Raw genomic sequence first — 11,453 nt, 5'->3', positions numbered from 1 at the left:
ATGATTGACCCGAAAATGCTTGAGCTTTCAGTGTATGAGGGGATTCCACACCTATTGACTGAAGTGGTCACAGATATGAAGGATGCTGCCAATGCGTTGCGTTGGTGTGTCGGCGAAATGGAACGCCGTTATAAACTTATGTCAGCATTAGGTGTGCGAAACCTTAAAGGCTACAACGCCAAAGTCGTGGCTGCTAAAGAAGCGGGTGAACCGCTCAAAGATCCTATTTGGAAGCCGGGTGATTCGATGGATGAAATGCCGCCTGAGCTCGAAAAACTGCCTAATATCGTCGTAGTCATCGATGAATTTGCCGATATGATGATGATTGTCGGTAAAAAAGTCGAAGAACTGATCGCGCGCATTGCGCAGAAAGCGCGTGCGGCAGGTATTCATTTAATTTTGGCAACGCAGCGGCCATCGGTGGATGTTATTACCGGTTTGATTAAAGCCAATATTCCTACGCGTATTGCGTTCCAAGTATCGTCAAAAGTCGACTCACGCACTATTCTCGATCAACCGGGCGCGGAGCAGCTATTAGGCCAGGGTGATATGTTGTATTTGCCTCCGGGCAGCGGTTCACCCGTTCGTGTGCACGGCGCCTTTGTTGATGACCACGAAGTACACGCGGTGGTTGCCGATTGGAAGAAACGCGGTAAACCGAATTACCTCGAGGAAATCCTTTCGGGTGATCAAGGCGAAGACGCGTTATTACCGGGTGAGCAACAAGAAATGGACGAGGCTGAATCGGATCCTTTATATGATGAGGCGGTTGCCTTCGTGACCGAGACCCAGCGTGTTTCTGTGTCGAGTGTACAACGTAAATTCAGAATTGGTTATAACCGCGCGGCGCGTATCGTCGAACAAATGGAAATGTCGGGTGTCGTAAGTAGTGCTGGCAATAATGGTCAGCGTGATGTACTCGCACCGAGACCACCGAGGGATTAATATGAAGCAGTATGGAATCGCACTGGCGCTTATCGCGAGTGTGGTAATGAGCCCCTTAAGTTGGGCAACAGAACAAGCCAAACAGCAGTTGCAAGATAAAATGCAGCAACTCGAGAGTGTGCAAGCCAGCTTTGAACAAACGGTCACAGGCAGTAGTGGTGAGGTATTACAAAGCCTCACCGGTGAACTGGCGTTGCAACGACCTGCGATGTTGCGTTGGCGTAGTAATCCACCCGATGACACCTTACTTATCGCAGATGGTGAATCGGTTTGGTACTACAACCCGTTTGTTGAGCAAGTCACTGTTTATGCCCAGAGTAATGCAGTTGAAAACAGTCCATTGTTATTGTTGATGGAAGGCTCAAAAGAGCGTTGGCAGCAGTTTGACGTGACTTACGACGGTGCAGAGGGCGCGTTTGAAGTGGTGAACGAGAATACCGGTAGCGAGCTAAACTTGAGCTTCACCGGAGATAAGTTGACTCGTATCGTGCTTAAACAAAAGCAAGGGGATACCACCACTATCGCACTCACTGATGTGGTAATGAACGAAAGCTTGCCGACCGACCTATTCCAATTTGATATCCCTGAAGGCGTCGAGGTCGATGACCAACGGTGAACTGGCGTTTGAAGAAGAACATGACTTTAGGCCACTGGCTGCGCGAATGCGTGCGCAGTCGCTGGACGAGTATGTAGGTCAAACACATCTACTTGCCGAAGGTAAACCCCTGTGGCAAGCGGTCGCGCAAGGACGTTTGCACTCAATGATTTTGTGGGGGCCGCCCGGAACAGGCAAAACCACCCTGGCAGAACTCATGGCGACCTCCGCCGATGCGACCGTATCACGCCTAAGTGCAATTACCTCAGGTGTAAAAGAGATTCGTCAAGCCATTGATGAAGCTAAGCAGCGCGCTAAGCAACAAGGTCGCCGCACCTTACTGTTTGTCGATGAGGTACATCGGTTTAATAAAAGCCAACAAGATGCTTTCCTACCTTTTATCGAAGATGGCACGGTGATCTTTGTTGGCGCAACGACTGAAAATCCCGGTTTTGAGCTCAACAATGCACTATTGTCACGCGCCCGCGTGTATCGTCTTGAATCTATCAAGGCTGAAGATTTGCGAGCGCTTTTACAGCGCACCTTGCAAGATCCTGAGCGCGGTCTAGGCGCGCGTCACATCAGGCTCACCCCAGAAGCGGAAGACAGGCTGCTGGACTTAGCGGGCGGTGATGCACGCCGCATGCTCAACTATCTTGAAGTTGCAGCGGATTATTTATCCGAAGGCGAGGCTGAGCTTAACACTGAATTACTCTTGCACGCAGTCGGCGAGCAGCAAGCGGCCTTTGATAACAAAGGTGATCATTTTTACGATATCTTATCGGCATTTCATAAGTCAGTGCGTGGGTCATCACCCGACGGCGCACTGTATTGGTATGCACGTATTCTTGTCGGGGGCGGTGACCCTTTGATTGTCGCAAGAAGACTACTCGCCATTGCATCGGAAGACATTGGTAATGCCGACCCGCGTGCATTACAGATTGCCTTAAATGCATGGGATACGTTTCACCGTGTCGGTCCCGCAGAGGGCGAACGGGCGATTGCACAAGCGGTAGTGTATTGTGCGAGTGCTGCGAAAAGTAACGCCGTTTACAATGCGTTTAAAGCTGCGGTCGCGGCCGCAAAAGCTCACCCAACGGCTGAGGTGCCGAACCATTTGCGTAATGCACCGACCAAGATTCATAAAGAGCAAGGCTACGGTGAAGATTACCGTTATGCTCATAATTATCCTAATGCCTATGTGGCAGGAGAGCGCTACTTACCGGATGCGCTCGCAGACGCATACTTCTATCAGCCTGAACCGCGTGGTTTAGAAATAAAAATTAAAGACAAACTGCTCTGGCTTCGTCAACAAGACGAACGTAGCGAATGGCAACGAGGAAAGTCTGATGACAAGCCTTAGTCAATGGTTAATGGTCGCCGCGGGTGGTGCGATTGGCGCAAGTGCGCGGCACGGCGTGGCTTTATTGATGTTAAGCACCGGTTGGCGGTTCCCTTTTGCGACGTTGATCGTTAACATAATAGGTTCTTTTTTATTAGGCGCTGTATACGCACATGTACAACATCAAGGACTCTCAGAGTCCGTGCGGTTATTTGTCGGCGTTGGCTTGCTCGGAGCTTTCACAACGTTCTCCACGTTCTCGGTCGAAGTGGTGCAGTTGGCGACTCAAGGTGAGTGGGGGCGAGCCTCAATAAATATCATACTTAACGTGGGGCTCTGCGTGTTAGGTGTCGCGGCAGCCATGGCGTTGTATAATTTCTTTATCATTAAACCGAATTAAGTGAAGTAGGATATCCATGCTAGATGCAAAATATTTCCGCGAGGAACTGCAACAAACCGCTGAGCGTTTAAAAACACGCGGCTTTGAGCTGAACATCGATGAGATTCAAGCACTCGAAGAACAGCGCAAATCGATCCAAGTAAAAACTGAGCAGTTGCAGGCTGAGCGTAACAGTCGCTCGAAAGCGATTGGTAAGGCAAAGCAGGCGGGTGAGGATATCCAGCCGTTATTAGACGCGGTGAGTGATTTAGGCTCACAGCTTGATGCAGCAAAGGAAGAGCTGCGTGAAGTACAAGACAAACTCGGCGCGTTGATTATGGGTGTGCCCAACTTGCCAGCTGAAGGCGTGCCTGAGGGTAAAGATGAATCGGAAAATCAAGAAATCAGCGTGTGGGGTGAGCCTCCGCAACTGGATTTTGAACCCAAAGATCATGTTGAATTGGCTGAAGCCTTGGCAAAAGGCATGGATTTTGAAGCCGCAGCCAAATTAACTGGTGCGCGGTTTGTGGTGATGCGTGGCAAGATCGCGCGTCTGCACCGTGCATTGACCCAGTTCATGTTGGATACGCATACAGAAGCCCATGGTTACGCTGAAACCTACGTACCTTACTTAGTAAACCATGACAGCCTTTATGGCACGGGGCAGTTACCTAAATTTGGTAAAGACCTATTCCATATTCAGGGTGAGACAGAAGAGCAGATCCCACTGTCATTGATTCCGACCGCTGAAGTGCCACTCACTAATTTAGCGCGTGATGAGATTTTCGATGAAGCTGAATTGCCCGTTAAATTAACCGCGCATACACCATGCTTCCGCAGTGAAGCCGGTTCGCACGGTCGTGATACGCGCGGTCTGATTCGTCAGCATCAGTTTGATAAAGTAGAGTTGGTTTGGCTCGCGCACCCAGAGCAGTCAATGGATGCGCTTGAGCAGCTCACCCAGCACGCTGAAACCATCTTACAAAAGCTTGGTTTAGCGTACCGTAAAGTGTTGTTGTGCACTGGAGATATGGGCTTTGGTGCAACTAAAACCTACGATCTCGAAGTCTGGTTACCGGCGCAAAATACCTATCGTGAGATTAGCTCATGCTCAAACATGGGTGATTTCCAGGCGCGTCGTATGCAAGCACGTTTCCGTCGTAAAGGCGCGAAAAAGCCCGAGTTATTGCACACGTTAAATGGCTCAGGTCTGGCAGTAGGGCGTACATTAGTAGCATTACTCGAGAACTATCAGCAAGCCGATGGTTCAATTGTGATTCCAGAAGTATTACGCCCGTACATGGGTGGTATCGAGCGCATTGAGGCGTAATCTGTTAAATACACTTCGCGGGTTTGGGTAAGCCCGCAATACGTGTTGCCTGCTTAGCAGGCCCTTTAGGAAACAGCCGGTAGAGATATCGGCTGTTTGCTTTTTCTTCGCCGAGTTTCTTCTTCATCGCTTTTACCAGCACACGCATGGCCGGGCTGGTGTCATATTCGCGATAAAAATCCTGCACAAAATGCACCACTTCCCAATGAGCAGGCGTCATCTCGATATTCTCAAGCTCAGCAAAATGCAGAGCGAGCGGCTCGCTCCAATCGTCAAGGTGAGCTAAATAGTTGTGTTTGTCGGTTTCGTACTGCTTACCGTTAAATTCAATCATACTACCAAATCCAATGTTGCGTATGCGTTATAAGCTCCACCCATTGGGCATCACTAATCACCTCGACCCAATCGGCAGGGGCTGTGCGCATTTCATGCTCGGGGATGACTATTTTACACGATTGCAAAGCAGCCGGACACGTCGAGGGTAAGTCCTTTGCAGAATCGGCGGTCAAGAGGATCGCGGTATGCTCAGTGAGTAATGCGTACTGGTGCTCAAGCCAACTGGTGAGTGGGCGCGTCTGGAGCCAATGCGTGGAGTTTAGTTGCATGTAATCACCTCCGCATAATTAACCAGTAAGGCATTTAAATCGCGCTTGGCAGTCCACTCGAATTCAATGTCATCGTTGTCGAGTTCGGGTTCAGAATCGCTCGCGATTAAAATAGGTTCAGCATCGAGTAGTTCTAACATACCGTAGCGCTTAGCAAGCTCAGATTGTAACGATTGCCAGGCGTCATCCAGCATAATGAGTTGCACCGACTGATCTAAGCTGGCGAGTGATAACACGAGGTCGAGCGCTGAACGCGCGCATTCAAGCTCTGGGCTTAATTGAATAATGGCATAGTTTTTACTCATGATAAGGTCACCACTTTGTCTGCCGCGTTCATCCAGCTCACCAACTGAGTGAGACCCGCAGGTTCAAAGTAATCGCTGAACTGCTCGATACCTTGACGTTCAGCGGCGGTATGGCATACCACTAAGCCAAATTGATGCTGTCCTGCCAGCGTACACCAGTGTTGGCTGTATGGGTTATTAACCGCCGCGGCACTGGCGAGTTGCACTGCATCTGCGTAAAAGAATACGCCAGTCAGTGTATAACCATCCTCAAGTGCCTGTTCGGCAAACCGCAGTGCCGCTCGATGCCGTGCATCGGCGTGTATGTCTGCTTTAATAATGAGCGTCAGGTTCATTGTTCGTAATTTACCTATCTGTAAAAAAAAGCCCCGCAGAAGGCGGGGCTCAGTTAAACACGCTATCGTGTATGCTTAGTCGTCGCCGTTAAATGCCATTAATAATGTTAGCAAGTTAACGAACAAGTTATAAAGCGAAACGTATAAGGTCACCGTGGCTAGGATGTAGTTACGCTCACCACCGTGAATAATTTCACTGGTTTGATACATAATCAACATCGCCATCAATGGAATCATGATAGCCGACAGTGCTAATTGTAACGCAGGCATCTGGAAGAAGAAGTTAGCGAGCATCGCTACAACTACCATGATGATACCCGCAGTAATTAAACCGCCGAGCTTAGACATGTCCTTCTTGGTACTCAGTACATAACCTGATGTTGCAAAGAACGTTAATGCGGTGCCACCTAATGCGGTTGCAACCATCTCGCCACCACCAGGCATTTGTAGCGCCATGTTAAGTAGTGGACCTAAGGTATAACCCAAGAATCCCGTCAGGGCGAAGGTCAAAACAATACCCATGGCGCTGTCTTTGGTTTTATGAATACCAAACAGCAAACCAACATAAAGGATCAAAGTGATGAAAAAGCCAGGGTAGGGCAAATTCATCATGGTGCTGATTGTTGCCGTCACAGCACTAAAAGCAAGTGTCATGGCAAGCAGTGCATAGGTGTTACGTAACACCTTATTCACTGAGCCGGCAACCTGCTGCTGACCGACATACATCTGACTACGATCGTTCATAGTTTTCTCCGTTGATTAACGCTAGTTTTTAAGACTCAAAAATTTTTAAAAAGTTTCTTTATAAATGATGCTTGTATATCCTTAGTATATGGGTACTGATACTACCTTTAAAGTAGTTTATTAGGTAGGAAATTCGGTTTATTGCCGCGAGTTAGCTCGAAAAGTGATCGTTTTGATTAAATCATCGCCAAACGAACCGCATTTGACGACTTTATTTAAATTTTTACTTTACAAGCGCCGCGAAGGTCTTTAATATTCGCCTCGTCTTAAGGGGAAAGCCCCAGAGACAACGGAGAGGTGGCAGAGCTCGGTTGAATGCACCTGACTTGAAATCAGGCGTGGGTTCACACCCACCGGGGGTTCGAATCCCTCCCTCTCCGCCAAATTTCGAAAAGCCCGCTCATCGAGCGGGCTTTTTTCGTTTTAGCCTACTATTGTACTTCACCTGCGTTGCTGAATATACTGAGGCAATAATAAGAGATGGAGTGCGCCTCATGGAAGCGAGCCAACCACCCGCGACCCACATTTTATGCAAAAACTGTGATACCCCCCTTCAAGGTGAGTATTGCCATCGTTGTGGTCAGCAGGATAAACGCTACTTACGCAGTATATTTGCCGTTGTCGGTGACTTAATGGGCGAATTGGGTCATTGGGACTCTCGGTTTTACCGAACGCTCAGCGGCTTATTTATGCGTCCAGGCTTTTTATCACTTGAATTTGTTCGAGGACGGCACGCGTCGTACGTACCCCCGTTGCGTATGTATTTCTTTATGTCGCTTATTTCGTTCATGGTAATGCGAGCGTTGATTGACTTTACACCACAAGTCAATCAAGACCTATCGCCAGAGCAACAAGCGGAAATTAAACAGCAGATTGATAAAGCTGACGCACTTTTGGCGACACAAAACGAACCGGCTTCGGACGTAACAGTAACACCACCAGATGAAGAACCGGCAACGCTCAACCTCGATTTAAAAGACTTTCCGCTATTAGATGCCGAGGATGAAAAGCTGCTTGAGCAAAAGCTTAAGTTAATGCAACAGAATCCTGACGCATTTATTGAGCGGCTAGTGGGGAACGCACCTCAGGCGATGTTGCTCATGCTCCCGTTCTGGGCGCTATTGCTTAAGCTATGTTACCCCTTCAGTAAGCATTACTACATTGAGCACCTGGCTGTTGCCTTGCACACCCATGCCTTTTTGTTGTTGTCGTTTATGATGCTGACAATTACGGATTCCAGTGCGACTTGGTTGAGTACACTTTTCGACTATCCATGGATAGATGAGCTTGCCAGTTACGCCGAGAATATCTTATTGATGTGGATGGTGGCGTACCTGCTGTTCACTCAGAAACTGTTTTATCAGCAGTCATGGCCCATGACACTCTTTAAGTTTTTCATTTGCTCATTTATTTATGCCTTTTTAATAGCAGGCGCTTTCTTAGCACTCGTCGTGCTGGGCTTGCTGAGTAGTTAACCTAACGAGGTTTATATGTTTTTTGAAACCCTAGCGCAAATTGTAAAAGATAAACATCAACAAACTATTGAGTTACCTGAAGGATGGGCGCAAGGGCGCGCATTTTTTGGTGGATTTAGCGCCGGTATAGCCGCTGACTTTATTCTTAAGCAATTTGATGCGGCTTATCACATGCGCGCATTTAACGTGTCTTTTGTCGCTCCGACGGCACCTGGCAAAGCGGAGCTTGCGCTCAACGTTTTGCGTCAAGGGTCGTCGGTCGTGCAAGTGAGTGTACAGATTATTCAAAATGGTGAAGTGACCTTATTTGCACTGGCGAGTTTAGGTAAAGCACGTGAATCTGCTGTATTTGAAGGCCAAGAGCCCGCGCCAGAGTTTGCCGCACCAGAACAAGGCATGGGGATCCCTGATTCACCCGTAACGCCTGAGTTTGCTAAACATTTTGATTATCGTATTTTGCGTGGCGGTATGCCGTTTAGCGGTCAAGTCGAACGTGAGTTCGGCGGCTGGGTACGGTTTAGAAACGAGCAACACGAAATGACCATTGCGGCAGTTCTGGGTTTAGTGGATGCATGGCCGCCGGCTGTATTACCCCGCTTGAAAAAGCCCGCACCGGCGTCATCATTAACCTGGACTATAGAGTTTCCTGATAAGCGGTTATCAGAAAAGCAGACTACTGCGTGGTGGCGTTACTTGGCAACGATTGAATATGCAGCCGATGGCTACGGGCATAGCCGTGCTGGGTTATGGGATGAGCAGGGTGAACTGTTTGCGATTAGCCGCCAAACCTTTACGGTGTTTGCATGAGTGAAAAAGCCAACGACGTTAAGCAACACCTGTTATCAACCCAGCCAGGATTTGAACTGGTCCTGCTTGAGCAGGACCATGTTGAAGCGTTAACTCCTTCAGACATGGCACCGATCGAGGCATTGCCTCGTATTGTGATGCGGCAAATGTTGAGTTTGCAGGCATCAAAAACCATTATTTCGCGGGTTGAGGCACGCGCGGCTGAGCAGGGCGTGCGAATTGCACAATTAAGTTACGATGACTTATTAGAATGTGGGTTAAGTCGTAATAAAGCGATCGCAGTGGGTGCGATTGAAGCCTATTGGCAACAATCGCGCGAAAAAATGCAGCAGTGGCCACTATTGGATTGTGATGATCTCTTACGCGAAGTTCAGCAAATAAAGGGCGTAGGCCCTTGGTCGGCATCGATTTTGGCGATGTTTCACTTTGCTCATGAGGATCTTTTTCCTATTCAGGATAGCTCACTACGAAAAGCTATCGCGTTGCTGAAAGAGCGCGACGTCATCATTATTCCCGAGCGAGCGACACCCTACAGGTCCTATCTAGCCTGCTATTTGTGGCAATTACTCGATCAGAAACGGATTTAACTTCAAATCGAGACTTTATAGAAAATCGACTGAGTTTAGTTAACAAAATGTTCGATTTTTAACTTGATAAATTGCCATTTTTGCTCAAATTTACTCTCGCTTTAATCAGCAAAACCCACGTTCAATCAATTGTTGAGAGGAATTATGCAAAAATGGCCAAAATTATTTTAGCAATCAACAACCCTATTGTTAGCGCAGGGATGCGCACCGTAGTCGAACAAAACTTTTCTGATGAAGTCGAAACCGTGGAGTCTATGCCACAGTTGCGCTTAGCAGTGAATGAACACCCCGATTCAATCGTGGTGTTAGGCTGCTCCTTAGCAGGTGATGCGACGGTCGAAAACTGGCGTCGACTAAAACGCCGCCACGAAGACATCAAACTCATTGTCTGGGGTAAACGCTATCAGGACGTATTGGACTTTCAGTGCGGCGTTCAAGAGGTCGACGGCTACTTGCTCGAGTCGGGCAGCAGTCAAGAGCTTGTTACTGCCATATCGTCTTTACGTCAGGGCTCTGTATTTGTGGCGGCACCGATTGCCGAATACTTAGCTAAAAACCCGTATGGCGATAAACGACGTAATATTGTTGAGCAGCTAAGCGACCGAGAACTTCAAGTGATGCAAATGATCGGTCGCGGTGTGCGCGTAAGTGAAATCGCGGAGCATTTGTGCATCAGCAGTAAAACGATCAATACATTTAGGTATCGAATTTTTGCAAAGCTTAATATTAATAGTGATGTACAATTGTCCCATCTAGCATTACGAGCGGGACTCGTTGAACTATTAGAATTTGAAGGTGTATGAGCAACCAATTTGATGCAGAAAACTTTCTGAGACACCTGACTCATCAGCCTGGCGTTTATCGCATGTATGATGAGTCAGGCGATGTCATCTATGTCGGCAAGGCAAAAGACTTGAGAAAACGCGTGTCGAGCTACTTCCGCGAGAAAGTCGATCGCGTGAAGACTCAAGTCTTAGTTAAGCAAATTGCCGACATGGATGTCACGGTCACCAATACCGAAGCCGAAGCGCTTATTCTTGAGAATACCTATATCAAAAAATATCGCCCGCGTTACAACGTCTTACTACGCGACGATAAGTCCTATCCCTACATTATTATGACCGATCATACGCATCCGCGATTAGGTTTTCATCGCGGTGCGCGGCGCCAAAAGGGTGAGTATTTTGGTCCGTTTCCTAACGGAGCCGCGGTGCGGGAGAGTCTGCGACTCATGCAAAAGTTGTTTCCTATTCGTCAGTGTGAGGATGCCTATTACCGAGCCCGCAGCCGTCCGTGTTTGCAGTATCAGCTGAAGAGGTGCTTAGCGCCATGCGTGAACGTCTGCACGGATGAGGAGTACGATGAGCAAGTGCAACTCGCACGGCAGTTTCTTAACGGCAAGAACCAACAGGTCATTGATCAGCTTGTAACGCGCATGGAAAACGCCAGCGAATCGCTCGATTTTGAGCGTGCCGCACGCTATCGCGATCAAATCGCCATGTTACGCCGTGCACAAGAACGCAACTCAGTGACCGGTGCGCAAGAAGAGCTTGACGTTATCGGCTTTGCACGCGGTAATGGTGTAACCACCGTACAAATGCTGTTTATCCGTGATAATCACTTACAAGGTAGCCGCAGTTATTTTCCTAAAGTACCGGCGGATACATCGGATGAAGAAGTCCTTCAAGCCTTCTTATTGCAGTTCTACCTAAATCAAAGCTCTGGGCGTAAAACCCCTGCCGAAATTGTGCTACCCGATGAGATCAAACACGATCCTGTGCTAGGTGAGGTACTCGGTGAAGCCGTCGGTCGTAAAGTGCGTTTACTTCATAACGTCCGCGGAGAGCGCAAGCAATACCAGCAGCTCGCTAAGAAAAACGCCGTTAATGCGTTGGAAGGTAAACTGAATCAACAAAGCACCATGAATCGTCGAACATCGGCGCTTCAGCAAGTGCTTGAACTCGGGATTCCGATTCAGCGCATGGAATGTTTTGATATCAGTCA

15 protein-coding genes and 1 tRNA gene are annotated in these 11,453 nt (G+C 48.3%); 11 read left to right on the top strand and 5 right to left on the bottom strand.

Features of this window, described 5'->3' with window-relative positions; genetic code table 11:
- From B2X00_RS06960 to serS, 5 genes are all read left to right on the top strand, one after another.
- A partial coding sequence (locus B2X00_RS06960) for a DNA translocase FtsK (protein WP_290486688.1) occupies positions 1 to 945 on the top strand: 945 nt, incomplete at its 5' end.
- 1 nt (position 946) lies between these two features.
- Entirely contained in the window at positions 947 to 1,561 is a 615-nt protein-coding gene (lolA, locus tag B2X00_RS06955) for an outer membrane lipoprotein chaperone LolA (protein ID WP_290486687.1), read from the top strand.
- A complete protein-coding gene (locus B2X00_RS06950) occupies positions 1,548 to 2,903 on the top strand; it encodes a replication-associated recombination protein A (RefSeq protein WP_290486685.1) in 1,356 nt (451 codons plus the stop codon). The genes lolA and B2X00_RS06950 overlap by 14 nt, the downstream gene beginning before the upstream one ends.
- The gene (gene crcB / locus B2X00_RS06945) at positions 2,890 to 3,282 is read left to right on the top strand and encodes a fluoride efflux transporter CrcB (RefSeq protein WP_290486683.1); all 393 of its coding nucleotides are present in this window, start codon (positions 2,890 to 2,892) and stop codon (positions 3,280 to 3,282) included. Before B2X00_RS06950 ends, crcB begins: the two co-directional genes overlap by 14 nt.
- Before the next feature lie 16 nt (positions 3,283 to 3,298).
- Complete coding sequence (gene serS, locus B2X00_RS06940) at positions 3,299 to 4,591, top strand: serine--tRNA ligase (protein ID WP_006955945.1); 1,293 nt, start codon at positions 3,299 to 3,301, stop codon at positions 4,589 to 4,591.
- Between the two features lie 4 nt (positions 4,592 to 4,595).
- Here the strand turns inward: serS and B2X00_RS06935 are convergent, their stop codons facing one another.
- The 5 genes from B2X00_RS06935 to B2X00_RS06915 form a co-directional block, all read right to left on the bottom strand.
- Positions 4,596 to 4,925 carry a TusE/DsrC/DsvC family sulfur relay protein gene (locus B2X00_RS06935; RefSeq protein WP_006955944.1) on the bottom strand — a complete coding sequence of 110 codons (330 nt, stop codon included), beginning with the start codon at positions 4,923 to 4,925 and terminating at the stop codon, positions 4,596 to 4,598.
- A 1-nt stretch (position 4,926) separates the two neighbouring features.
- Positions 4,927 to 5,196 (bottom strand): hypothetical protein, encoded by a 270-nt coding sequence (locus tag B2X00_RS06930; RefSeq protein ID WP_290486681.1) that lies wholly within the window; start codon positions 5,194 to 5,196, stop codon positions 4,927 to 4,929.
- Positions 5,187 to 5,501: a hypothetical protein gene (locus B2X00_RS06925; RefSeq protein WP_290486679.1), complete on the bottom strand. Its 315-nt coding sequence runs from the start codon at positions 5,499 to 5,501 to the stop codon at positions 5,187 to 5,189. Before B2X00_RS06925 ends, B2X00_RS06930 begins: the two co-directional genes overlap by 10 nt.
- Positions 5,498 to 5,836, bottom strand: coding sequence for a DsrE/DsrF/TusD sulfur relay family protein (locus B2X00_RS06920; protein ID WP_290486677.1), 339 nt, complete (start codon positions 5,834 to 5,836; stop codon positions 5,498 to 5,500). Before B2X00_RS06920 ends, B2X00_RS06925 begins: the two co-directional genes overlap by 4 nt.
- 75 nt (positions 5,837 to 5,911) lie before the next feature.
- Positions 5,912 to 6,580: a Bax inhibitor-1/YccA family protein gene (locus B2X00_RS06915; RefSeq protein ID WP_006955940.1), complete on the bottom strand. Its 669-nt coding sequence runs from the start codon at positions 6,578 to 6,580 to the stop codon at positions 5,912 to 5,914.
- Positions 6,581 to 6,871: 291 nt separating this feature from the next.
- On the opposite strand from B2X00_RS06915, the gene B2X00_RS06910 reads away from it, so the two are divergent.
- The 6 genes from B2X00_RS06910 to uvrC form a co-directional block, all read left to right on the top strand.
- Positions 6,872 to 6,963, top strand: a tRNA-Ser gene (locus tag B2X00_RS06910).
- 111 nt (positions 6,964 to 7,074) lie between these two features.
- Entirely contained in the window at positions 7,075 to 8,055 is a 981-nt protein-coding gene (locus tag B2X00_RS06905; protein WP_290486668.1) for a DUF3667 domain-containing protein, read from the top strand.
- Positions 8,056 to 8,070: 15 nt separating this feature from the next.
- Entirely contained in the window at positions 8,071 to 8,862 is a 792-nt protein-coding gene (locus tag B2X00_RS06900) for an acyl-CoA thioesterase (protein ID WP_290486666.1), read from the top strand.
- Complete coding sequence (locus tag B2X00_RS06895) at positions 8,859 to 9,449, top strand: 3-methyladenine DNA glycosylase (protein ID WP_290486664.1); 591 nt, start codon at positions 8,859 to 8,861, stop codon at positions 9,447 to 9,449. Before B2X00_RS06900 ends, B2X00_RS06895 begins: the two co-directional genes overlap by 4 nt.
- 152 nt (positions 9,450 to 9,601) lie before the next feature.
- A complete protein-coding gene (locus B2X00_RS06890; protein ID WP_290486662.1) occupies positions 9,602 to 10,252 on the top strand; it encodes a LuxR C-terminal-related transcriptional regulator in 651 nt (216 codons plus the stop codon).
- Positions 10,249 to 11,453 (top strand): excinuclease ABC subunit UvrC (uvrC, locus tag B2X00_RS06885; RefSeq protein ID WP_290486660.1); only part of this gene is annotated, 1,205 nt, incomplete at its 3' end. The genes B2X00_RS06890 and uvrC, both read left to right, overlap by 4 nt.

Origin of the sequence: Idiomarina sp. UBA3162, from assembly GCF_002364475.1 — a bacterium.
Classification (GTDB): domain Bacteria; phylum Pseudomonadota; class Gammaproteobacteria; order Enterobacterales; family Alteromonadaceae; genus Idiomarina.
The sequence above is the reverse complement of the archived record's forward strand: the minus strand, read 5'-3'. Positions and strand labels throughout refer to the sequence as shown.

Excerpts from the sequence above, each read along its gene's own strand:
- lolA (WP_290486687.1), top strand. The coding sequence starts at position 947 with ATGAAGCAGTATGGAATCGCACTGGCGCTTATCGCGAGTGTGGTAATG.
- B2X00_RS06950 (WP_290486685.1), top strand. The coding sequence starts at position 1,548 with ATGACCAACGGTGAACTGGCGTTTGAAGAAGAACATGACTTTAGGCCA.
- crcB (WP_290486683.1), top strand. The coding sequence starts at position 2,890 with ATGACAAGCCTTAGTCAATGGTTAATGGTCGCCGCGGGTGGTGCGATT.
- serS (WP_006955945.1), top strand. The coding sequence starts at position 3,299 with ATGCTAGATGCAAAATATTTCCGCGAGGAACTGCAACAAACCGCTGAG.
- B2X00_RS06935 (WP_006955944.1), bottom strand. The coding sequence starts at position 4,925 with ATGATTGAATTTAACGGTAAGCAGTACGAAACCGACAAACACAACTAT.
- B2X00_RS06930 (WP_290486681.1), bottom strand. The coding sequence starts at position 5,196 with ATGCAACTAAACTCCACGCATTGGCTCCAGACGCGCCCACTCACCAGT.
- B2X00_RS06925 (WP_290486679.1), bottom strand. The coding sequence starts at position 5,501 with ATGAGTAAAAACTATGCCATTATTCAATTAAGCCCAGAGCTTGAATGC.
- B2X00_RS06920 (WP_290486677.1), bottom strand. The coding sequence starts at position 5,836 with ATGAACCTGACGCTCATTATTAAAGCAGACATACACGCCGATGCACGG.
- B2X00_RS06915 (WP_006955940.1), bottom strand. The coding sequence starts at position 6,580 with ATGAACGATCGTAGTCAGATGTATGTCGGTCAGCAGCAGGTTGCCGGC.
- B2X00_RS06905 (WP_290486668.1), top strand. The coding sequence starts at position 7,075 with ATGGAAGCGAGCCAACCACCCGCGACCCACATTTTATGCAAAAACTGT.
- B2X00_RS06900 (WP_290486666.1), top strand. The coding sequence starts at position 8,071 with ATGTTTTTTGAAACCCTAGCGCAAATTGTAAAAGATAAACATCAACAA.
- B2X00_RS06895 (WP_290486664.1), top strand. The coding sequence starts at position 8,859 with ATGAGTGAAAAAGCCAACGACGTTAAGCAACACCTGTTATCAACCCAG.
- B2X00_RS06890 (WP_290486662.1), top strand. The coding sequence starts at position 9,602 with ATGGCCAAAATTATTTTAGCAATCAACAACCCTATTGTTAGCGCAGGG.